This window comes from Paraburkholderia fungorum (assembly GCF_046027605.1).
Classification (GTDB): Bacteria; Pseudomonadota; Gammaproteobacteria; order Burkholderiales; family Burkholderiaceae; genus Paraburkholderia; species Paraburkholderia fungorum_F.
The window spans coordinates 85,406-108,370 of record NZ_JAQQEF010000004.1; the positions used below are offsets into that span (position 1 = coordinate 85,406).

19 protein-coding genes are annotated in these 22,965 nt (G+C 60.5%); 6 read left to right on the forward strand and 13 right to left on the reverse strand.

The window, feature by feature from the left end; genetic code table 11:
• Window positions 1-9: 9 nt before the first annotated feature.
• From PQR53_RS09030 to PQR53_RS09040, 3 genes are all read right to left on the reverse strand, one after another.
• Window positions 10-1,437 (reverse strand): MdtA/MuxA family multidrug efflux RND transporter periplasmic adaptor subunit, encoded by a 1,428-nt coding sequence (locus tag PQR53_RS09030; protein WP_408452455.1) that lies wholly within the window; start codon window positions 1,435-1,437, stop codon window positions 10-12.
• A gap of 412 nt (window positions 1,438-1,849) precedes the next feature.
• Window positions 1,850-2,686, reverse strand: a complete 837-nt coding sequence (locus tag PQR53_RS09035; RefSeq protein WP_408452457.1) for an IclR family transcriptional regulator — start codon at window positions 2,684-2,686, stop codon at window positions 1,850-1,852.
• 680 nt (window positions 2,687-3,366) lie between these two features.
• Window positions 3,367-3,654 carry a XapX domain-containing protein gene (locus PQR53_RS09040; RefSeq protein ID WP_408452458.1) on the reverse strand — a complete coding sequence of 96 codons (288 nt, stop codon included), beginning with the start codon at window positions 3,652-3,654 and terminating at the stop codon, window positions 3,367-3,369.
• A 706-nt stretch (window positions 3,655-4,360) separates the two neighbouring features.
• On the opposite strand from PQR53_RS09040, the gene PQR53_RS09045 reads away from it, so the two are divergent.
• Window positions 4,361-5,269, forward strand: a complete 909-nt coding sequence (locus PQR53_RS09045) for a LysR family transcriptional regulator (RefSeq protein WP_408452460.1) — start codon at window positions 4,361-4,363, stop codon at window positions 5,267-5,269.
• A gap of 65 nt (window positions 5,270-5,334) precedes the next feature.
• Here the strand turns inward: PQR53_RS09045 and PQR53_RS09050 are convergent, their stop codons facing one another.
• The 8 genes from PQR53_RS09050 to PQR53_RS09085 all read right to left on the reverse strand — a co-directional run bounded on the left by PQR53_RS09050 (window position 5,335) and on the right by PQR53_RS09085 (window position 15,530).
• Complete coding sequence (locus tag PQR53_RS09050; RefSeq protein WP_408452461.1) at window positions 5,335-6,807, reverse strand: alginate export family protein; 1,473 nt, start codon at window positions 6,805-6,807, stop codon at window positions 5,335-5,337.
• Window positions 6,804-7,742 (reverse strand): glyoxalase, encoded by a 939-nt coding sequence (locus PQR53_RS09055; RefSeq protein WP_408452463.1) that lies wholly within the window; start codon window positions 7,740-7,742, stop codon window positions 6,804-6,806. The genes PQR53_RS09050 and PQR53_RS09055 overlap by 4 nt, the downstream gene beginning before the upstream one ends.
• A gap of 71 nt (window positions 7,743-7,813) precedes the next feature.
• Window positions 7,814-8,527 (reverse strand): YoaK family protein, encoded by a 714-nt coding sequence (locus PQR53_RS09060; RefSeq protein WP_408452465.1) that lies wholly within the window; start codon window positions 8,525-8,527, stop codon window positions 7,814-7,816.
• 46 nt (window positions 8,528-8,573) lie between these two features.
• Window positions 8,574-9,215 (reverse strand): HD domain-containing protein, encoded by a 642-nt coding sequence (locus tag PQR53_RS09065; protein WP_408452467.1) that lies wholly within the window; start codon window positions 9,213-9,215, stop codon window positions 8,574-8,576.
• Between the two features lie 171 nt (window positions 9,216-9,386).
• Entirely contained in the window at window positions 9,387-9,821 is a 435-nt protein-coding gene (locus tag PQR53_RS09070) for a DoxX family protein (protein ID WP_408452468.1), read from the reverse strand.
• Window positions 9,822-9,910: 89 nt separating this feature from the next.
• Window positions 9,911-11,788, reverse strand: a complete 1,878-nt coding sequence (locus PQR53_RS09075) for an amidohydrolase (protein ID WP_408452470.1) — start codon at window positions 11,786-11,788, stop codon at window positions 9,911-9,913.
• Window positions 11,789-11,851: 63 nt separating this feature from the next.
• On the reverse strand, window positions 11,852-12,487 hold the full coding sequence (locus PQR53_RS09080; protein WP_408452471.1) for a hydrolase: 636 nt from the start codon (window positions 12,485-12,487) through the stop codon (window positions 11,852-11,854).
• Window positions 12,488-12,704: 217 nt separating this feature from the next.
• Window positions 12,705-15,530, reverse strand: a complete 2,826-nt coding sequence (locus tag PQR53_RS09085; RefSeq protein WP_408452473.1) for an ATP-binding protein — start codon at window positions 15,528-15,530, stop codon at window positions 12,705-12,707.
• 234 nt (window positions 15,531-15,764) lie between these two features.
• On the opposite strand from PQR53_RS09085, the gene PQR53_RS09090 reads away from it, so the two are divergent.
• Window positions 15,765-16,406: a TetR/AcrR family transcriptional regulator gene (locus tag PQR53_RS09090; RefSeq protein ID WP_408452475.1), complete on the forward strand. Its 642-nt coding sequence runs from the start codon at window positions 15,765-15,767 to the stop codon at window positions 16,404-16,406.
• 62 nt (window positions 16,407-16,468) lie between these two features.
• Here the strand turns inward: PQR53_RS09090 and PQR53_RS09095 are convergent, their stop codons facing one another.
• Window positions 16,469-17,440 (reverse strand): helix-turn-helix domain-containing protein, encoded by a 972-nt coding sequence (locus tag PQR53_RS09095; RefSeq protein ID WP_408452476.1) that lies wholly within the window; start codon window positions 17,438-17,440, stop codon window positions 16,469-16,471.
• Window positions 17,441-17,533: 93 nt separating this feature from the next.
• On the opposite strand from PQR53_RS09095, the gene PQR53_RS09100 reads away from it, so the two are divergent.
• Both PQR53_RS09100 and PQR53_RS09105 read left to right on the forward strand, forming a co-directional pair.
• On the forward strand, window positions 17,534-18,778 hold the full coding sequence (locus tag PQR53_RS09100) for a DUF1479 domain-containing protein (protein ID WP_408452477.1): 1,245 nt from the start codon (window positions 17,534-17,536) through the stop codon (window positions 18,776-18,778).
• Window positions 18,779-18,898: 120 nt separating this feature from the next.
• Window positions 18,899-20,146 (forward strand): ABC transporter substrate-binding protein, encoded by a 1,248-nt coding sequence (locus tag PQR53_RS09105; RefSeq protein ID WP_408452479.1) that lies wholly within the window; start codon window positions 18,899-18,901, stop codon window positions 20,144-20,146.
• 99 nt (window positions 20,147-20,245) lie between these two features.
• On the opposite strand, the gene PQR53_RS09110 is transcribed toward PQR53_RS09105, so the two are convergent.
• A complete protein-coding gene (locus PQR53_RS09110; protein WP_408452481.1) occupies window positions 20,246-21,133 on the reverse strand; it encodes a LysR family transcriptional regulator in 888 nt (295 codons plus the stop codon).
• Window positions 21,134-21,230: 97 nt separating this feature from the next.
• On the opposite strand from PQR53_RS09110, the gene PQR53_RS09115 reads away from it, so the two are divergent.
• Both PQR53_RS09115 and PQR53_RS09120 read left to right on the forward strand, forming a co-directional pair.
• Entirely contained in the window at window positions 21,231-22,007 is a 777-nt protein-coding gene (locus tag PQR53_RS09115; protein ID WP_408452483.1) for an HpcH/HpaI aldolase family protein, read from the forward strand.
• Window positions 22,008-22,030: 23 nt separating this feature from the next.
• Window positions 22,031-22,909: an amidohydrolase family protein gene (locus tag PQR53_RS09120; RefSeq protein ID WP_408452485.1), complete on the forward strand. Its 879-nt coding sequence runs from the start codon at window positions 22,031-22,033 to the stop codon at window positions 22,907-22,909.
• Window positions 22,910-22,965: the final 56 nt, after the last annotated feature.

The window sequence follows — 22,965 nt, forward strand, 5'->3', positions numbered from 1 at the left end:
GCCGTGCCTTTATTCCGAGGCTTGCGCCGCGTGTTTGCGATGATGTCCATGTGCGCCGGAAGCGCCCGACGCAGCCGCCGCGCCGCTTGCCCCACGCGCGCCCGAAGCGCCGCGGGGCTTGTCGGCCGGAATCGTGATTTTTGCGCCTTCCTTCAGGCGGTCCGAACCGTCGATCACGACGCGTTCGCCGACCTGCAGGCCGGATTTGATACTGGTGCGTTCGCCGTCGACCGGACCGATCTTGACCGGGCGCACGCTCACCGTATTGTCCGGTTTCACGACATACACGAACTGACCCATCGAGCCGTTCAATACGGCCGGCGTCGGCACGATCACAGCGTCCTTGATCGTGTCCACGAGCAGGCGCGTATTCACGAACTGATTCGGGAACAGCACGTTCTTCGCGTTCTGGAACGTGGCGCGCAGCTTGACCGTACCGGTGGTGGTATCGATCTGGTTATCCAGCGTTTCGAGCGAGCCGCCTTCGAGCGAGGTGGTGTTGCTGCGGTCATAGGCGGTGACCGACAGCTTCGCGCCCGTCTGGGTCTGCTGGAGGATCTGCTGGAGGTTGTCTTCGGAGGTCGTGAAGATCACGCTGATCGGCTGCAACTGCGTGATCACGACGAGGCCATTGGTCAGGCTCGGCGTCACGTAGTTGCCCGGATCGACCTGGCGCAATCCAACGCGCCCCGAGACCGGCGCGGTGATGCGCGCATAGATCAGGTCGAGCCTGAAGGTATCGACGTTCGCCTGGTCGGACTTCACCGTGCCTTCATACTGCCGCACGAGCGAGGCCTGGGTATCGACCTGCTGGCTCGCGATCGAGTCTTGCGAGAGGAGCGTCTGATAGCGCTTCAGGTCGAGGCGGGCGGTTTGCAGCAACGCCTGGTCGCGCGCAAGGGTGCCTTGCGCGTTTTCCAGCGAGATCTGGTAGGGGCGCGGGTCGATCTGGGCGAGCACGTCGCCCTTCTTGACCATCTGGCCTTCCTTGAAATAGACGTCCTGCAGCACGCCGCTCAACTGCGGCAGCACGGTGACATTGGCGAGCGGCGTGACCGTGCCGAGCGCGGTCAGCACCACCGGCATTTCGCCCTGCGTGGCGCTCGCCACATGAACCGGTTGCGCCATGTTGGCCAGGCCGGCGCCACCGCGGCCTCCGCGGCCCGCATGGCCCCCGCTTGCACCGCTTGCACCGCCTGCGCCGCTCGCGCCGCCGCCGGGGCCGCCCCACGGATGCCAGCGCCACAGCACGATCCCGAGGATGACCAGCGCCGCCACGAGCAGCGCGATGTTGCGGCCGCGATGGCTTTTCGGTTCGAGCGGCGGGTATCCCGGACCGCCAGCGGGCTTGCCGGAAGCGGAGGGTTGCGAACTACCGGGTTGGGAGGCCGGCGGGACAGGGTGTGAGGTTTCCGAATGCTTTTGTTGTTCGTCCATCGTTCGGTCAGGTGGCTGGCTTTGATGTGAGCCGCTCGTGCGATTTTGCCGCTTCGATAATTCGGCGGACCGGCACGCAGGCGGCATGACAGGCGGTTTCGACAGCAGGCGCGCCGCGCATGTTCAACGCGATGCTACCCGAGGCGCGGGACAAAGATGTTAACGCAATGCGGCATCATGCAGGTCGGCCGGACCGTTATTAGAGGGTGATGGCGGCGAGCCCGGCGAGCGCCCCGCGACAGGAAAGCAAGATCCTACGTCGCGGGCTCTGTAACAGTCCACCTGTGTATTTTTCTTTTGATTACGAAGGTTACAGAATCACAACGTAACTGGAATGCCGTTTCCGCCGGCCGCCCTTCGCCCGTCGCCCGTCGCCCGTCGCCCGTCGCCCGTCGCCGGGCGTCTGTGCGTTTCAGTTGTCCAGCCGGCGCCCAGGGGTGCCGCCGATCTCGAGCACGATATTGCGGATACATTCGAGCAGGGCCGGCGCGGCGCGCGATATCAGCCAGTCGCGCGGGCACTGATCGGCGGAGCCGCCGCAATTGACCGCGTAGCGTTCGCCCGAGGGGCCGACGAACCCCGACGCGATCGCGTTCAGTCCGTTGTACCATTCGCCCGTCGCGATCGCGAAGCCTTGTTCCTCGGTTTCCCGTAGGGCGCTGGCGAGACGGCTGCTGACGTGGCCCCAGTCGTCGCCTTCGGCGGCCTGCAAGCCGATCAGCAATTTGTCCCGTTCTGCTTCGGTGAGTGCCGCCAGATAGGCACGGCCGACAGCGGTGCGGCTGAGATTCATGCGTGAGCCGATTTCGAGGCGCGACACGAGCACGGCCGAGCGTGGCCGGATCGCGTCGATCACCACCATGTCGAGGCGGTCGCGTACGGCCAGATGCACCGACAACGCAGTGCGTTCGGCGAGTTCGATCAGGAAGGGCCGCGCGCGGGCCCGAATGTCGAAGTTGCGCAGAAAGCCGTTGCTCAACTCCAGTACCGACGAAGTCAGCACGAAGCGCTCGCTTTCGGGCAAGCGGAACAGGAAGCCGGCGCCGACGAGCGTGGCGGTGATTCGCGAGACCGTGGGCTTCGGAATACCGGTCAGCTCGGCCAACTCGCGATTGCTGAGTGGCGCGTCGGCTGCGGCGATCGAGCGCAACACTGTCAAACCACGCGCCAGCGCGGTGACTTCGTCGCCCGAGCCGTCTTTGTGTTTGGCGAGAGCTGCGGCAGTTCGTGAGAGCGTGGGTCGGTTCATGGTTTTTTTTGGAACTATATTTCAGTTTTTTTGTTCTGTCCGCTGCCAGCAATCGTTCCGCAAGAGCAGGGCGGAGCCCTAAAGCAGGGCGTGCAGTGCATTTTCGTCTTAAGATTCATTGTATCGGAATATTTTTCCGCGACGAACGGCGCCGTTTGAGATTTTGCTTGACTTAGTCAGCGTAACCATAAAAAATGGAATCTCATTTCGAAAGACGGTTTCAGATTCTGCATTTGAAATTCCGAATCCACCGTGGCCCGCGGAGTGTCTGGTCAAGTGCTTGTAACAGTCCCCCGTAACAGTCTCCGCAGTGTCAATTCTGCATCCAGTATCGCGCGCCGGGTACGCTTTCGAATACAGTCTCTCAGGTTCTAGCACGGCCCTCGGAATGGCTAGAACTTTTTAAGGCGTCACGGAAACGTGACGCCTTTTTTTTGCCCGTGTCTTCTGCTTGCCGTCCTCGTTTATAGCGGCTCGTTCACGTTTCCTCAAGTTTCCTTTTAATCACTTTCTGCAAGGAAGCTTCGGACCAGAGCGATTGTCGCGTGTGGATTCTCTTTAATGACCCCAATGGCCGGACGCAGGTAGGGCACTCGCCCGTGATTTGGAGAGATTTTCTCGGTGGCCCTGGCTTTGGGCCGATTGAATGAACCTGACAGCGGCAGTGAACGCGGCGATCGCTATTCTTGCTGGCTTCCCGGTTTAGTGTCCTGCCCGGTCTGAGACGCGGTCTGCGCTTTCGGTGGAGTGCCGGTGATTTTGGGTACGCACTCGCTGCGAAACCACGCCGTCGTGACCGGTTCGCCGGCCATCACGCGCTTGACCGGAGGCAGCACCTGTTCGCCGATCAGCATGCCCAGCAGGCCAATCAGGGCCACCGCGGGCGGTGCCGGTGAACGCACGCCAAGCAGTGAATAGATAATGCCAACCAGAATTCCGGCTCCCAGCGAGATCAGATAGATTTTCACGATTCAGCTCCTTCTGTAGCATGCGTTGACCCGCACGAAGTTGAAAAACGATGGCGCATCACGAGCAATCGTTCAGCGAAAAATCACTCGTACCGTCAGCGGGCCCCTGGCTCGCGAAACTTTTCGTTCACACTACGTTGTCGAAGTTTTCTTTGCACGCTCATTTGAGCGTTGCTACCTGAACGCAATCGCCGCGTCTTCGCGGGCGAGACCATCTCCGTGTTTGACGTCGCAGCCTGCGACGATGTGCGATATTGTTGTGAACTGACCGGTTCCTAATTTCGGACCACAGAACTCACCGGGACGTTCGGTTTCCCAATGTTATTGAAACGAGGCTTTAAAGTCCTAAGCTGCGCCTTAAACGTCCTTGAATTAACTTAGTCACCGCCTCTTGACGTTCCGCCGCAATTGACCCGTCGGAAACCATGGCTGTCGTCGGATTTTGTTCATATGATTGAACGCGGATAGAGACATGATGTGAGAGAAATCGCGTGGCGGCCCGCTGGAAGTCTCGCGTTGCGCTTCGCTGAATGTCCCTGCAATGACCTGAAAAGTTATGAAGTTCCGAGCCCTGCCATTGCGCGCCATTCCGCTTGCATTCAAAGTCACAAGCTGATGCATTGACCTATGACATCGTGCTGCCGATAAGCGCTTTGGGGTGAGTCAGACATCGACTGTGATGGAATCGATCTAAAGGAAACTAGTGATGAAGTTGTCATTTGAGGTGCTCGAGGCATTGGACGCCATCGACCGGACCGGTACATTTACCGAGGCTGCCGAACTGCTGCACCGTGTCCCTTCGTCGCTCACCTATCTGGTTCAAAAGCTGGAGAGCGACCTCGAGGTGGAGCTGTTTGACCGCAGCGGCCGGCGCGTCAAGCTTACTCACACCGGGCGGGTCGTTGTTGAAGAAGGGCGGCGTTTGCTGTTCGCCGGTGAACAGCTCGAACGCAAAGCCAAACGGGTACAGGACGGCTGGGAGACAGAGCTTCGCATCTGCCTGGACGAGATCCTTCCATTCGAGGCGATGTGGCCATACGTCCACGATTTCTACGGCCTGAACATGGATACGCACTTGCGTTTCTCGCGCGAAGTGCTTGGCGGAACGTGGGACGCATTGATTACACGGCGCGCCGATCTTGTGATCGGCGCCGCGGGCGAGCCGCCGCAGTTGCCCCATCTGGTGGCGCGTCCGATTGGCTCGTTGCGCCATATCTTTGCCGTTGCTCCCAGCCATCCGCTCGCCGCGTTGCCCGAACCCGTTTCGATGGACACCGTGATGCAATATCGCGGCGCCGTCATTAGTGACACCTCGCGCGAACTGGCGCCCAGAACGGTGGCGTCCGGCGCGAACCAGCCGTGCATTGCCGTGCCGACTCTTGCGGCAAAGCTGGAGGCGCAATGTGAGGGATTGGCAGCAGGCACGCTTCCGGAGTGTATTGCAGCACGAGCAATCGAAGAGGGAAAGCTGGTGCCGAAGCGAGTAAGCGGCATGCGCGAGGTCACCTATTGCTACCTGGCGTGGCGAGACGACGAGAGCGGCCGCGCGCTGCAATGGTGGGTCGAGCAACTGGACCTCCCCGACCTCATCGACCGTTTCATCGCCTATATCTGATCCCTGGACGGATCGATGCACTAGTCGACTCGCTAATCCACTCGTTAATCCACGCAGCCGAAGCATTACCAGCCATACTTCAGTTCCACGCCGACGTAATCGGCGTTGCTCCCACCGGCGTTCCGAATCGAATCGCCCACCTGGAAATGCACGGCTTCCACCGCGCCAATCAGGTTGGCCGCAATGGTCCAATCGGCTCTGAGCTGAACGTACATTCCCGTCCAAAGCGTGCCTTTTCCAGCGGTACCGGGAACGACCGCATTTCCCTGCGCATAGACCGCATCGCCTGTGGTCTCGCGCCATTGAAATCCCAGCGCAGCCAGCAATGAAAGCCGGTTCGACGGCTTCAGCGTGATCGAGGGCTTGATGTGAATCAGGTTGGCGTAGCCCGTGTAGCCGGCCAACGAGAAATAGTAGCCGTTCGGGAATAGCGGGTTGAATGTCTCCACACGGCCGTCTCCCGGATGTCTATCGCCCGAGGCGGCGTCGACCTGAATGCCGATGCGCGGCGTCCACGGCGCATCCAGCGTATAACCCGCGAGCGACCCGACTGCCCACGCACCGATGGTGTTGTCGCCGACATGCCCCGTTTGCAGCATGGACTCGACGTCCCAATCCGCACGTCCCACCTTGCCTGTGTAACGCAAATCGAACACGTCCCGATGTTCGTCGCCTACTGCGTCGAGGAACCGGGCGTTGCTCCGGTTGTAGCGCGAATAGTAACCGGAGAGGTCACCGGGTCCGACTCCCTGACGCTCGAAGCGAACGCCACTGAATGTCAGGTGCCTGTTGGACACGTCGTCGAAAGCGGTCACGTCGCGATTCTGCACGGGCTGCGTCGCGTAACCGATGAATCGCCATTTCCCGTATTCGTAGTCTGCCCAGATACCGTCGTAGGTTTGCCGGACATTGGGGCCGTCGCGTACTGAAATGAAGCGCTGCAAGTCGAACGCCATCTCCTGGCGCCCGATACGAAACTTGACGGTCCCGCCGCCGAGGGGGCTCACCCACGCCACAAACGCCTGCTCGAGATCGAGCGGGTTTTTGTCGACAGGACTGACCGCGTCTTTATCGAAAGCGCGGGCGTCTTCGAGTTGAACAAAAAACTGAAGATGCTCGCCGATGCGAGCATCGGCGCTCACCTGTGCCCGCTGTATGAGGTAGGTATCCGAACGGCCGGAGCCAATACCGAAGAGCGGCGCATCGTTGACTTCGAGACGCTCGCGCAGGTTCGCTCCCAATGAGAGATACGAAGTCGGGTCGCCGCCGAGCGGGATGTACTTCAGCCCGTCAAGCGGCGCACGCGGGACACAGGGATTCGCGAGTACCGACCAGTCCTCCTGCCAGCGACTGAACATCACCGATGGCCGCTGCGCCGTACACGTGGTTGCTTGCGCATTCGCGGTAGCGGCTGCGGTCGGCTCGTCGGTGTCGGCACGCGCGGCATCGGCAACGCCGAAAGCGATTCCCGCTGCGGCGAGATACAAGGCCGCAGCCGTATTGGCGTACGCAAGCGGCCTCGACCGAACACTCGTCATTGTGCCGCCACGTCGTGAATCTCGGCGACGTAGCCGCCGGGGAACTCGACGACCGCGGTTTTACCGCTGTCCGTCTGGTACGGCTGAAACAGCACCTTCACGCCATTTGCCTGCGCTTTGTCGAGGGCAGCGGAAAGGTCTTGAACCTGATAACCCGTTGTTTCACGGCCGAACGGGTAAGGAAGCTTCCCGTCCGTGGCGAACACCACCATCCGCCCGAAGCCTGATTCGATGCGAATACGACGCACTGTCTCCCCCGGCCGGCCGATCGCGCCGGCATCGGCGTGACGGTTATCGGAGACGACCTTGCCATGTGAGAAGCGAACGAAGCTGCGCACAAATTTCTCCGCCGCACCCTTCGAGACATACACGCGGTTGTCCGGCACGCTTTCGAGCGGCGCATACGAGGGCGCCTTCGTATGCCAGTACAACTGCATGTTGACGCCGCCCGGCCATTGAATCAGCGCGTCTTTCCCAATCGGATCGTCGAAGGTTTCCACCATCACGTCGGCACCCGCCGCCCGGGCTGCCCGCACGGCCTTATCCATATCCGTCACCAGGTAGCCCGTGCGCTCCGCACCAAAAGGATAGGGAATCGGCGTCTGGAACGCGAACACCGACAACATGCCAACCGGCGTTTGCACGTATTGCGATGCGGTCTTGCTCGGGGTCGGTGTCACCGTAAAGACGGCCCGCGGCGATGCCTTGCCGCCGAATGTGGCGATGAAGCTGTTGACGAAGGCGTCGATGTCGTCGTTCGGAACGTACACGTGAGTGGTGTCGTATTGCGGACCGACAGAGACAACCGGCGTCGTTGGCGTTCCTGTCTGGTAGTCCGCCGCTGCATTAGCCGTCGACGGAGCGAAGCTGCTCAATGCTAGCGCGCACGCGATGCCTGCCGAGAAGAACAAGCGGGAGGGTGACTGGTGTGCCATGAAGAACTCCTGACCTACGTTAGTGACGTGATGTGTGTGGGCGGACCGTCCGGCCCCTTGCATTTAAAAAGTTATTTGACTGAACCGGCCGCCGGCGTGCGTGCTGTGCTGGTCGAATCTCCGCCTCGCGTGGAGATCGCCAGCCAGACCAGCAGCGCGAATGGCAGCAGCAAGGCCCAGAAAGCGGCATGTTTATAAACAACTGCGCCCGCGATCGCGCCGGCAGCAAAGCACAAGACGGCCTGCAGCGTCTTGCCGAGGCGCGCTCGAGCGATGGCTTTCGCTTCCGGCGTAGCGCCAGGCGAGGCCATGTCCACGGCGTCGAGTACTGCCTGGGTAACATTGCCGGTCATCACCGTATTGGGAACACCCGGGCGCGAGACGAGCCGGCTGTGAGCGTTTTGCACGCCCATTGCCGCCGCGCCCAACATGCCGCACGCCACGACCGGCGCGGAATCGACGCTAACCACGGGCGAGACGGCTACGCCGGCGAGACAGAAGCCCAACAATAAGACCGCCTGCACGCAATACAGCAGACGGGCTCCGCGAGCCGGTCCCTCCGGCCGCAATGTCTTCATCAATACGCTGCTCAAAGCCACGCCCACGATGAACGACGGGAACGCCATCAACTTCATCAATACGCCTTGGCCAAAACCGGCCACTTCCGCGCCGATCAGGACAAAGTTGCCGGTGACATGCGCCGTGAAAAGTCCGAATAGCGCCACGAAGCCGAGCGTGTCGACATAGCCCGCTATCGCAGCCAGGGTGCTGTCTTCATAGTTCATTGGCTACCTCTTGCAACGCCAGAATGATGGACATTCACAATTGACTTCAATCGGCCCAGTCGGAGCCGAGAATCCGCCCGCAGTAGTTGATGCGTCTGTAGTTTGGGTCGCAGCGGTCGAGTACGTCCGCATTGACGGTCCCGAAGGTCGTTTCCGGCCGCCACCACATACCCTCGGCAAACGCTTCGATGACGAGGGATTTGAAGCCGCGCTCGCGCGGAAACGCGAGCAGTACCTCGCGCCGCTGGCTTTCTGTTATCTCGTCGAAGTGCATTGCCATGAGGTCAGTCTCCACGCCGGCACTCAATAGTCCGACGAGTGCGGAGGGATGGTCGCTTATGCCGAAGGTGGTATGCAGTGCAACCGCGTTCCATACTTCAATGATCTCTCGCTCGGGAATGCCGTAGTAGAGGAGGAAGTGTCTTGCGGCGTTGGCACTGTCCACTTCAAAACGCCGCTTCGAATCACGGAACCGCGCCGCCAGTCCGAAGTTCTGAAAAGTAGCCGCGACATGAAGCAACTCCGGGTCGAATGCCACGTCTCTGCGTGCGCCAAGCAACGACGCAAACAGAAAAACCCGGGACGAATGACGAAACAGGATATCCGGCGCATTGCCGCGTCCAGCTCTCGTGGCTGCGCGCGCCATTGGGGTATCCGGGATTGCTATTCCGGAAATCGTCACCGCCATAGCCCCTCTCCTTGGCCGTAATCTCCGACTTTTTGAACTCGCTAAAGGGCGCCCCTATAACTCGGTGCGCATGCACCATCCACCTTTAGCCGCCACATTCTTCTTCATCGTTTCCGCTGGGCCACAGCGCGCACGCATTGTTAGATCTCACGTCGGCCGGATTCGGTACGCCTATCGTCTGCCCCACCGGCGGGTCGTTGCCATTTCCCTCCCTCTGCTCACTCGGTATTGGCCCGGCCCCGCTATTGCTACGGTTCCGAACAGAATCAAAAGCATCCACGCAAACTGACCCTGAGCCAAGGTCCAGTCGCGGTGCACGAAAACAAGCGCGACGACCGTGACGAACAGAATCGGCAGTGCGGCCACGCGCGTCGCAATACCCAGAATCATCAACGGCGGACATATCACCTCGGCGAAAATCGCAAAGGATATGGACAAGGTCTTGCCGAGGTGAAAGGGGTCTTCAATTGCAGCGGCCTCGCTCGAGTAGTGCAGGACCTTCGGCAGGCCATGTACGGCTAGCAGGAGAATACTTGCCGCAACCCTGAGATACAACAGTCCCATATCGACCAGAAACACCTTTGTGTCAGCTTTTTCAGCCTGCATATACAGCCCGGATTGAAAAGGAATTCGCGTTGTGCGCCCGGCATTTCTGGCGGGCGCACTTCGGCTGGGAACCCTGGAGTGTCGGAATGTCAGAACGCGAAGCAACTACAGCCGAGCGCTCCCCAGAAAGCATTACTGTCGCCAACCGGGACATTGCTGCGCCATGCCCACGCGTGCCCGTGCGCATGAATTCCGCAAAGCTTCACGCAACCGTCGACGCAAGCTTGGCTATTGATCGTAGCGGGCTTGTACCGGCTGTAACCACCGAACTCGGCAACGGGCGACCACGAAGGGCTTACCGGCAATGGCGGCGGAGCGAGATCGGCAAAATCCTCGTCTGCGTGCACGACCTTGCCACCCACCACCGTCAGCACCGACGTCAGATACTTGATCCGCAGTTCATCGCAGGTGAAGTAGTCATCTGTCAGCACGGCGAAGTCAGCGAACTGACCCGGGATCAGCGCGCCCTTGCGGTCGTCTTCGCCCGAGAACCAGCTGCTGCCGACCGTGTAGCGGCGCAGCGCCTCCATGCGGTCGAGCCGGTTGTCGGCACCATACAACTGGGTGCCGCCCACGGTTCTGCCGGACACCAGCCAGTACAGCGACACGAATGGATTAAAACTTGCGACACGGGTGGCGTCAGTGCCCGCCCCCACAGGAAGACCCGCGGCCAGCATTTTCTGAATCGGTGGCGTTCGCGCAGCCGCTTGCGCACCATAGCGATTGATGAAGTACTCGCCCTGGTATGCCATCCGATGCTGTACGGCAATCCCGCCGCCGAGCGCGGCGATCCGGTCGATGTTCCGTTGAGTGATCGTCTCGCAATGGTCGAAGAACCAGCGCAGGCCGGCAAACGGCACTTCCTGGTTGACACGCTCGAACACGTTCAGGAAGCGATCGATGGACTCGTCATAAGTTGCATGAAGGCGGAACGGCCAGCGGTTTTGCACGAGCAACTTCACGACCGCTTCCAGTTCTTCTTCCATCGATGCCGGAAGGTCTGGGCGCGGTTCCAGAAAGTCTTCGAAGTCCGCTGCCGAAAAAACCAGCATCTCTCCGGCGCCGTTCATTCTCAGGAAATCATCGCCTTCGCCCGGTCTGGTCATCTTCACCCAACTCGCGAAGTCGTCGATTTCCTTTTTCGCGTTTTGAGTAAAGAGGTTGTAGGCGATGCGCAGGGTGAGCTCGCCACGTTTGGCGAGGTCCATGATCACGGCATAGTCGTCAGGGTAGGCCTGATATCCGCCGCCGGCATCGATCGCGCTCGTCACGCCGAGACGATTCAGCTCCTTCATGAAGTGACGGGTCGAATTCGTCTGGTCCTCTAGCGGCAGCTTCGGGCCTTTTGCAAGCGTGGCATACAACAGGCCCGCGTTCGGCCGGGCGATGAGCATGCCTGTCGGATTACCCTGCCTGTCGCGCTGAATTTCACCGCCCGGAGGATTGGGCGTGTCCTTCGTGTAGCCGACGGCACGCAGCGCAGCGCCGTTCAGGATGGCGCTGTCATAGAGATGAAGGATGAATACCGGCGTCTCCGGCGCAATCGCGTTGATTTCCTCGAGCGTCGGACCGCGGCGCTCGGCGAACTGAAGTTCGTTCCAGCCACCGACCACGCGCACCCATTGCGGAGCAGGGGTCTTCGCGACCTGGCGGCGCAACATCTCCAGTGCGTCCGACAGCGAAGGAACACCGTCCCAGCGCAGTTCAAGGTTAAAGTTGAGGCCGCCGCGAATCACATGGAGATGTGAATCGTTGAGTCCCGGAATGACGGTGCGACCGTTCAGGTCGATTTTCTTCGTCGCTGAATGGGCGCGCTGCATCACGGCTGCGTCGTTGCCCGTCGCGAGAATTTTTCCGTCTTTCACCGCAAGCGCCGTGACGAAAGAACGTCGGTCATCCTGGGTCGCAATCTTGCCATTGAAGAAAACGGCGTCCGCGTAAACGGCGGCATCGTTCGGTACTGTCATGTCACCCTCGTACGGTAAGGTCCGGCGCACAATGCGCCGGACCGATGCACTCGCTAGCGCGACTTAGCCCGCCTCGCTCGCGTGCGCGCCGAGGATTTGCTGCGCATAGCGCACACCGATACCGTAGGCGCTATGCGCCTTGAAGATGTCCATGCAACCGTTGTACGTCTCGCTGCGTGCCCAGTCACGCTGCAGTTCGCACATGAACTGCAGCGATGTCATCGGCACCGCACCGGCCTGGATGATGCGTTGGACTGCGCGTTCGTGGGCTTCTTCCGTGATGTCGCCGCAGGCGTCGGTCGGCACGTAGATCTCGTAGCCTTCCGCGAGCATCTGAACGCTCGGAAACGCGACACACACTTCCGTCCACAGACCGGCGATGACGATTTTTTTCTTGCCCGTGGCTTCGATTGCTTTACGGAAACCGGCGTCTTCCCACGAGTTCATCGATGTGCGGTCAATGGGCTTCAGTTCGGGAAACACGGATTGCACTTCTGAAACGAGATGGCCGCTGAACGAGTCGGCGGCGATCGTCGTGAGGATGGTCGGCACTTTAAAAAGCTTCGCGGCCTTGGCCAGAATCTGGACGTTGTGCATCACGCCCGTGCGCTCATGCGAATGGGTGCCGAAGAACATCTGTGGCTGATGGTCGATCAACGCGAGAGCACAGGAATCGGGGGTAAGCAGTTCATGCGCCATGGAAGGCTCCTTCAATTCATTCGACAAGGGGTCATCACGGCGCAATCATGCGGCCATGAGAGACTCGACGTTCTCGTCCGTCGCATGCAATGCACCTGGGTTGACGGCGATCTCGATGTCGATAGGAGCGTAAGCTGGCGCAGCCTGAAAAATCTTTGTGTACTTCTGAAACGTCCTTAAGACGCCGGCTGAAAATTCAAATCAGCCGAAAATTCCCTTAAAACTGTTGCGTAGGCGTGGGACACGTCGGCTTGCAGGACAACGTATAGTCGGCGGTGCCGGGTGCATTCGGTGCTTTGGGGCCCGTTATCGCGGCGGCGGACTTCGGCGCGAAAATTGAGTGCCGTCCGGCACCTGACAGTCTTGTGCCGCGCAGACTTTCCGTGGCAGTCCTCGCAAGCCCGTAAGCACCTTGCTGGGTTGCGTGCTTGATGGCCGCCAGAAGCCACGCTTCGACTTCATCCTCGCGCCCGGACGCCAGCGCTACCTCCGCGCGAATACGACACAGCTCGGCGTAGTACCACCGGCTTCCGGTTTTTTCACACTGCCAGAGTGCCTCGTTCACTGCGTTCAGTGCTTCACGGATATGACCGGTTGCCAGCAAGGTTCTGGCGAATTGACCCAGAAGCAACGTGAGCGGTGCCAGAAACTGAACGCGCCGGAGTGCTTCAATGGCAGCGCGGAAGCTGGAAAGTCCAGGTCCTGCGTCCTCCGTCATTGACCTGCGGTATTCTTCGAACGCGTCGCAACATACCGACCAGATAACGAAACCCGCCCGGCGGGCCTGAGTGCGAAGTACCGCAATACCCTGGGTGGCCAGCGCGAGATCGGTGGTCAACAATGCTAACGGCACGACCGCTTCAACCAGCACGTAGCAGGTCATCATGTCGTTTCCGTAGGTCATTGCTGCGTCGATTGCTTCCTTCGACAACTGTAGCGATTCCGCTGTATCGCCTTGCAGCCAGCGCACGCGCGCAAGCGTAGCGCGCGCCACGATGCCATGGTCGATCTGAAAACCGGTTGCTTGCCAGCGGTGACGGTGAAGACTGTACGACGTGAGCATCAATTCCAGCCGCTCGCGTGCCGCCCGCTGGTCGCCCGTGTAATGCATCGCTATGCCTTCGACACGGAGAGACAACATCGAAAGCGTCACGCTGCCGGAGCGTTCCGCAAACGCGCTGAACCGGTGGGCCTGGACCAAGGCATCCCGGGCGCTCCCGCTGAGTTGCCTGGTGGTCCATAGTCCCCAGATGGCCCGTGATTCAGCCTTGCTGTCCCGATTGGCCTGGGCGAGCGACATGACCTCGGTCCATGCATTCCATACCACGTCGATCGGCCCCTGGGTGTAGGTGAGCGCTGCTGCATAGGCCGACAGAAGGGGGAGTGTCGCCGCTTCTCGTGACCTCGGCTCTTTCAACGCGTGGACCGCGTGCAGCGCCGTCATTGCCCGCTCTGCGCACTCGTCAACCAGTGAAATCTCGTAGAGGTATGGAACAGCGGCAATCGATAGATCAATACCCACCTCGGTATTGCCACTCGCCGAGAAGGCCCAATCGAGTGCGGTTCGCAGATTTCCAAGCTCGTCCCGGACTGTTTTCAACCAGCATTCAATGGATCGTCCGTCGCGGCCGTTCTGAGCGCTGTTGAACATCTCGAGGACGTAGAGGGCATGCGCCAATGACGCTGACTTTCGCTCCCCGTGGTCGTCGAGTTGTTGCAACGCGTAGGCGCGCGTTGATTCAAGCAGGCTATATCTCGAAGCGTTCGAACTATCGTGAACGACAAGAGATTTCGAAACGAGACCGCTCAATGCTTCCAGTACTTCGGCGTGCGTGGTCCGTTGGTCCTCCATCGCGTGAACCGCCGCACGGAAAGAGAAGCCATTGACGAAGATGCCCAGCCGCCTGAACAGGCTACGCTCGAGCTCTTCAAGCAAGCGATAGCTCCAGTCGAACGTCGCCTTGAGCGTCTGATGTCGAGGCAGCGCTGTACGGCATCCGCCGGCAAGAATGCGCAAGCGGTCGTCGAGATGTTCCGCCAGTACCTCAATGCCGAGAGTCGCAGCACGTGCCGCGGCGAGCTCGATCGCAAGCGGTATCCCGTCGAGTTGCCGGCATACGAGGCCGACCAGCGCGAGCGAGCTCTCGTGCGACGGAAAGCTCGGATCAACGGCCCGGACACGTGAAAGAAAGAGCTGCACCGCACTTGCCTGTAAAGCCTCCTGTTTCTGGCTCCCTTCCCGAGGCGTATCCAGCGGCGACACTCGATAGAGCGTCTCGCCTTGCGTACGCAAGGACTCGCGGCTTGTTGCAAGCACCGACACTTCCGGGCTGTTCGACGTCAGCGCATTGGCGAGTTCGGCGGCGGCGTCTATGACGTGTTCGCAATTGTCGATAAGCAACAATATGCGTTTGCCCGCTATCTCGGCCGCGATGTGTTGTATCGAGACGCGCCCGGATGAAGCCGGCATGCCAAGTGCCGCAGCCACGGCGTCGAGTACGAGACGGGCACCTGTCACGCTCGCGAGAGGGACAAAGACGACTCCGGCTGGAAACATTGCGGAGGCTTCCGATGCCACTTTCCGGGCAAGCCTGGTCTTGCCGATGCCGCCCGCACCAACGAGCGTGACAAGGCGCGCCTTGCGGAGCAGGTCAGTCAGCTCATGGACCGATGATTCGCGTCCGATCAGCTCCGAGCTGTCGACCGCGATCGACGTGGAACGGATCGCCGGTGGCAGGTTTTCCGTGTCGGCGGCGGACGGCAGCAGGAGCAGATAGCCGCGGCCCGGGACGGTGCGGATCAGTTGGCGATCCTCCCCAAGCAGCTTTCTCAGGGTCCCAATCTGCACCTGCAGATTGTTCTCTTCGACGACGGTGTCCGGCCAGACCCGTCGCATGATTTCGTCCTTCGAGACAAGGGTGCCGCGCGCGCGAACCAGCATTTCGAGGATGCAGAACGCCCGGCTCCCTACATTCATCAACTCACCGTGAATTCGTATCTCCCGGCTTTCCAGCAGCACCTGAACCTGTCCGATTTGTACCATTGCACGCTCGATATCCAAGAGTTAACCGGTTGATGAACGACACCAGGTACAGCAACGCAGCTGCTCAGACCGCAAATGGTAAGTCACAAACAATGAACGAGCATTGGAAGATTTCGAACGTATCGTGCAAATTTTTTGACTATTGGAGAAGGCGGCTGGGATTGCAGGACTTTTTCGCCGACCTGAATTAGGAACCGATAGGTATACAATCATCCCGTACCGACGGAGGGCATCATGGCGCGACCACGCGAGTTCGACGAAGACCATGTTCTGGAAAAAGCGTTGCACGTCTTTTGGGACAAAGGCTACGAGGCAGCGTCGCTGGCCGATCTGCAGGAAGCAACGGGACTCACGAAGTCAAGCTTGTATAAGGCATTTGAAAGCAAGCTTGGACTTTTTCGCCGGGTTCTCGACCGGTATAGCCGCAACCATTTAGCTTTCCGCATGGTCGCTTTGGCGCAAACAACGCCCCGGCTGATTGCAGAGAAGCTGCTGGTTGGAATCGTCGACCTTCACACGGGCCGAAATACGCCCGCGGGTTGCCTCGTCACGTTGTCGGCGCTCGCCTGTAGTGAGGGCGCGCGTCCGTTAAGAGAAGAACTTGCGCAGAGCCGCAACGACTTTGAACGACTTTTGCGAGTGCGCTTCGAGTCCATAAAGAATGCGGGACCGCTTCCGGATGGTATGAACAGTCATGACGCCGCCGCATTCATTTCGACACTGATTCAGGGGCTGGCCGTTCAGGCCAGGGGCGGCGCGACGCGTCGTCAACTTCGCCAGATCGTGACCGCAGTGTTGGCAGGTTGGCCGGTAGAGACACGTGGGGCTCGAAAGCGCAATATTTCGCGAGCGGCCCAAGAAGTCCGCGGTGCATAAACAGGGTGTGAGGCGCGCGGAGTAAGGCTCGCAGATTGCGATTGCCACATATGCGTGCAGTACTAGTAAGTGGTCTCCTCGCCGCTTCGCTCGCCGTCTGCTTTCCGCTTCCTTTGAAGTGAAGGAGACCGTTCGGTCAGGTGAGCCGCCACGTCCTTATCCTGAGAACCCGCAGCCGCGAACTGCCGCCGATAGTCGGCCGGCGTTGTTTGCTTCGCCGCCCTGAACTGCCGATTGAAATTCGCGACGTTCGCGAAGCCCGAACGGGCAGCGATCACGGCAACAGGCAGCGCGGTGTCAACCAGCATCCGGCATGCGTGACCGATACGAACCCGGGCGAGATATCGACCGACGCTCTCGCCGATGTGCTGAACAAAGTAACGCGTGAGTGTGCGCTCCGACAGGCTGGCGGCCGCGCAGAGATCTGCCAGCCGCAGCGGTTCGGCAAAGTGCGCGTCGATCATCGAAAGGACCCGGTTTATCCGTTCGGGTTCGTGACCGGATGGGCCGCTTGCCTGGTTGAAAGCACTTGGCGAGGCGAGTGGCTGGCCCGGCGCTTCCGCGAGCGTGCACAAGATATCGAGGGCCGCGCCAAGGCGCTCGCGTGCTCCGCTCGATAGTAATGAGTCCAGGTGGCCGCGCATCCATTGGCCGGCAGGCGGCTCGAAGGCCAGTCCGCAGGCGGCCCTGCGCAACAGCTTGCGCAGCGGTTCATATTCAGGGCAACAATCCGCCATACGCCGCGCCCAATCGCCGTCGAACCAGATAACGATGGCGACTTGTGGAGAGGACGGCTCGATCGAACGATTCGACGCCCAGGTGTGGGGAAGATCCGGTGGCACGAGGACGAGATCCTCCGCCTCATAGTTGTTGACGGAGTCGCCGATGTAGCGCTTGCCATGACTGTTCATGGTCAGCGTTAACTCGTACTCCGGATGGTGATGCCATTCGAACGGAATACGGGGGAGGCGCCGATGGTAAACCCGCAGCGAACAGTCCTCACCGAACTCGACATGCTCATAGGCTGGTTTCATGGCCGAAAACGCAAATTAATCGCCTGAATAGTATCACCAAGGCGCGCATGCACGTCATATCCTCGGGCATACCCAGTTCAGACGGAGACAATCATGGCGTTGAAAATCGAAGATTTGCCGAGTGCGATCCGGCAAGCGAAAAGCGCGTTGCGCGTGGCGTTGCCAAACTACCGGGAGGTCTTCGCCGAAGTCGAAGAAGCGATCAGCGCCGAGGCGAAGCGAATCGCCGGACAACGCGATCGCGGGGAAGACGTCATACCGGAGATTCAGTTTTCCGACATCACCGAACGACGCGTCACCGCGGACCAGATCGCGCTCGTCAAGGCGCGCGGCGCCTGCGTGATTCGCAATGTGTTTCCGCGTGCGCTGGTGCGGAGTTGGGACGAGGATATCGCCGACTATGTCGAGCGCAATCATCTCGACAAGCGCCTCGAAAACCGCGCCGAAGACAAGTACTTTGGCCAGTTGGCATCCAGCAAGCCGCAGATCTATGGCGTGTACTGGTCGAAGCCACAAGTACTCGCCCGTCAGTCGGAGTCGCTGACTGCGGCGCGGGTGTTCCTGAACTCACTGTGGTGCAATGAGAGCGAAGGCCGGGTGCACTTCGATCCGGCGCGTGTGCCTGTCTATGCCGATCGTCTGCGTCGCCGCCCACCAGGCTCCGAGTCGCTCGGCTTGTCGGCGCATTGCGACGGCGGGTCCGTCGAGCGCTGGATCGAAGGCAATTTCCGCAAGGTGTACCGCCACGTGTTCGCGGGGAACTGGCGCGACTACGATCCGTTCGATGCGGCTTTCCGGCCTGACGTGGAAGAGATTGCGTCGCCGGCCGTCTGTTCAATGTTCCGCACTTTCCAGGGCTGGACTGCGCTAACGCCGCAAGGCCCGGGCGACGGCACCCTGCAACTCGTTCCGATCGCCAATTCGATGGTGTACATCCTGCTGCGCGCGCTTCAGGACGATGTCGCGGAAGACGACCTCTGCGGTGCCATGCCCGGGCGGGCGCTGTCGATCAAGCGCGAATTTCATGCGCCGTTGTTCGAGGCGCTGTCGTCGATTCCCAAAATGGAAGCGGGCGACACGGTGTTCTGGCACAGCGATGTCATCCATGCCGTCGAAGACGAGCACATGGGCGCGGGCTATAGCAACGTGATGTATATCGCATCGGCGCCCGCATGCGCAAAAAACGACGCTTACCTGAAGCGTCAATTGCCGAGCTTCCTCAAGGGTGAAAGCCCGCCCGATTTCCCGGCCGACCACTTCGAAGTGGATTTCACCGGACGCGCAACCGCCGACGACCTGACACCGCTCGGCAAGTCGCAACTTGGGTTTGACCTGTAGATCTGCAAGGACCGCAAAGACGGCCAGGACTTTTGACATCCATGAAAACGGGTACGCATGCGCGTTCGCCTGGCCGCGAAACGCGCCGCTCGATCAATAACGAAAATTTCGGAGACTGCAATGAAACGATCACTCACATCGGCTGTGACGCTTGCTACGCTGCTCATGGCTGGAACGCATGCCGTATTGGCCGCCGAACAGATTTCGGTGCTGCACTGGTGGACCTCCGGCGGCGAATCGAAAGCGATTCGGGTGCTGAAGGACGATATGAGCAAACAGGGCTACGAGTGGAAGGATTTCGCCATCGCGGGGGGAGCGGGCGCCGCGGCGATGACAGCGCTGAAGACGCAAGTCATCTCGGGCAACGCGCCGTCGGCTGCGCAGATCAAGGGTCCGCTGATTCAGGATTGGGCCGAGCAGGGGTCGCTGGTGACGATCGATCAGTCCGCCACCGACTGGAAAGCGCATACGCCAGCGCAAATTGACAGTGCCATGAAGGCAGGCGGCCACTATGTGGCTGCACCTTTCTCGATACATCGAATCAACTGGTTGTGGATCAACAAAGCCGACCTCGACAAAGTCGGCGGGACGCCGCCCACGACGTGGCCTGAATTTTTCTCGCTTGCCGACAAGTTTCGCGCAGCGGGTATCACCCCCGTCGCGCATGGTGGTCAACCGTGGCAGGACATGACCATCTGGGAGACGGTTGTGCTCTCCCAGGGCGCAGACTTCTATCGCAAAGCCCTGATCGATCTCGACCAGAAAGCACTGACCTCGCCGCAGATGGTGCAGGTGTTCGAGACCGTCCAGAAGATCCGGACTTACTTCGATAAGGGCTACCACGGCCGCGACTGGAACCTCGCGACGGCAATGGTGATCTCCGGCTCGGGCGGCATGCAATTCATGGGCGACTGGGCGAAAGGGGAGTTCGCCAACGCGAACAAGAAGGCGGATGTCGACTATATCTGCGCGGCCGCGCCTGGTACGGCGAACGCTTATACGTACACGGCCGATGCATTCGTGTTCTTTCAGCAGAACGGCAAAAAGGATGCAACGCCTGGGCAGCTTGCGCTTGCCAAAACGATCATGTCGGTCGATTTTCAGCAGCAGTTCAGTCTCTACAAGGGCTCAATTCCCGTCCGGCTCGATGTGCCGATGGACAAGTTCGATGGCTGCGCCAAAAAATCGCGTGCCGATGAGCAGGCCACGATCAAATCGGGTGGCTTCCTGCCGTCGTTGGCCTTCGGCGAGCTTCAGTCCTCGGTTACCGCTGGCGCGATGACTGACGTCGTCACGAACTTCATGAACTCGAATGAGGATGCGAAAGAGGGCGTGCGCAAGCTTGCCGCGGCTGCGAAGGTCAAGTGAGGGGGCTGGTGTTCTGGGCAGAACTGATCCGTGAGGATGCGCCGACTCCGCAATAGCGCGTGGTCCCTTGAATGTCGTCCTGCATGAGCTTGCATTGAATCAGCGCGACCCCAGCGCCAACTCCACAAACTGCATCGCCCGGGCATTGGCGTCGCGATAACGGTGAGCGATGTACAGCGTGGTGATGGTGTCCGTCTCGTCCAGGTGTCTGAACACCACCCCCGGCACCGCGATGGTCTGCAGCGTCGACGGCACCAGCGCAATGCCGAGCCCGGTGGCGGTCAGCCCGATCAGGGTGGAAGCCTGTTGGGCCTCCTGGACGACCTGAGGTTCGAACCCACGCTTCGCGCACAACGCGACAATCTTTTCGGAGACCGCGACGCCCGCTTGCCGCGGATAGGCGATGAACGGCTCGTCGCGCAGATCCTCGAGCTTGATCGAGCGGGCTTTGGCGAGCCGGTGCCGGGCGTGCATGGCGAGCAGGAGCGGCTCTTCCATCAGCGGCGTGAACACCAGATCGGTGGGTGGCGTGCTTTCGGGCATCCGCAGCAAACCGACGTCGATTTCGCGCTGCTCGATGGCCTCGATCTGGCGGGACGACGACATCTCCAGCAGCGTGATGTTGACCTTCGGACGTTGCCGCCGGTACGCATGAATCAGCTTCGGGAAAAACGGCGACAGCGTCGATGCGTTGGTGAAGCCGACTCGCAAACGCCCAACCTCGCCGCTGACGGTCCCCCAGACGCTTTCCTTCGCGTGTTCGATCCGCGCGAGGATCGCCCGCGCGTCGTCCAGCAACGCCAAACCCGCCTCGGTCAGCGCGACCGTGCGCCGCGTGCGGTGAAAGAGCCGCGCGCCCAGTTCCGCCTCGAGCGACTGGATCGCAAGACTCAGCGGCGCCTGCGTAATGCCCAGCCGCTCGGCGCTGCGGCGGAAATGCAGTTCCTGCGCCAGCACCACGAAAAATTCCAGATGACGGATATTCATTGATTTGCTCTGTAAATCAATAACCTTGATTTGGAGAATAAATCAAAACTGTTTCCGGGGCGATACTGTCTTCCACCAACACAACGAGGGAGACAGCATGAACGGTGCGGAACTGGTCGAACGCCTGCGAGCGCGACACAAGATCATTGCGCTGGGCATTCGCGCCGCGCGCACGACCGATGCGGTGCGCTGGGCCAAAGCGGCCGGCTACGACACGATCTGGGTGGATATGGAACACAGTTCGCTGCCGGTCGATACTGTGTCGCAATTGTGCTCGTGCGCGGTCGACCTGGGTCTGATGCCCTGGGTGCGCGTGCCGGAACGCGATTACGGCACGATCAACCGCGTGCTGGATGGCGGCGCGCTCGGCATCATCGTGCCGCGTGTGGAGAGCGCCGAACAGGCGCGCGACGCGGTGATCGCGACACGCTTTCCGCCGCTTGGCCAGCGCTCGCAACTGGCGACGCTGCCCTACGTCAACTTCGAGAAGCTGCCCGCACGCGAACTCAATCGCCGGTTGAACGACGCGACCGTGCTCAAGGTATTGATCGAAAGCCGCGCCGGCGTCGAAGCCGCCGATGCGATCGCGGCGATCGAAGGCGTCGACGTGCTCGCGCTCGGTTGCAATGACCTCTCCGCCGATCTGGGCCACACCGGCGAATCGGCGCATCCCGAGGTCGTGGCCGCCTGCCGCAAGGTGATCGCGGCAGCGCAGCGGCATGGCAAGGTGGTGATCGTGGGGGGCATGCCGGAATGCGAGGCGCTTAGTGCACTGCGCCGCGAGGGCGCCGCGCCTTTCATCTTCGCGGGCATCGACAGCGACGTTTATCTGGCGGCGCTGCGCGAGCGCGTCGAGCAGGCCCGTCAACTTTAATTCGAACTTTTACTTATCAGATCATGGCAGAAACCCCGCTGATTTCCACGCCGATGCGCGACTATGAAACCCTGTCGCGCCCGTCGTTCACGATGCCGCCGCTCGCTTGCGACGCACACATGCACGTGTTCGGCGCCGAAGACAAATACCCGAAGGTCGAGCATCCGCACTACACGCTGCCCGACGGCAAGCTCTCGCACTATCTGCAGATGATGAACGTGCTGCACCTGAAGCGTTTCGTGATCGTGCAGCCGAGTTTCTACGGCACGGACAATCGTTGCCTGATCGACGCGCTGCACGTGGCAGGTTCGATCGCGCGCGGGGTCGTGATGATCGACGAGAATACGGACGCGGCGACGCTGGACAGCTTCCGTCAGTCCGGCGTGCGCGCGGTGCGGCTCGATCTGTTTGCGCGTTCCGGTTTGCCGACCGTCGAGATCCAGCAGTACATCATGCGAATGGCGCGCTTGTGCGCGGGCCTCGGCTGGCACGTGCAGTTCTATGCGCCGGGCTGGGTGGTGCGCAATCTGATTCCGTTTCTCGCCGACGTGGAGAGTGATTTCGTCATCGATCATATGGGCTACATGCTCGAAGAAGACGGCCTCACGCAGGCGGATTTCGAGCGTCTGCTGAGCTTGCTGAAAGACGGCAACTGCTGGCTTAAACTCAGTGCGCCGTACCGGATCGCCAGGCATCGCGGCTATGAAGCCGTGGCGCCGATGGCCGAAGCGATCATCAAAGCCGCGCCGCACAAAGTGATCTGGGGTTCGGACTGGCCGCACATTCCCGATTCGACGCGCGATACCGGCGAATTGCTGAATCTGCTCGGCGCATGGACCGACGATCCGGCCGTGCACAAGATGATTCTGTCCGACAACCCCGCGCGGCTGTTCGATTATTGAGCGGCAAATAAGCGGCAAATAAGCGGCACCTGAACGACAACTAGACAGCACCTACC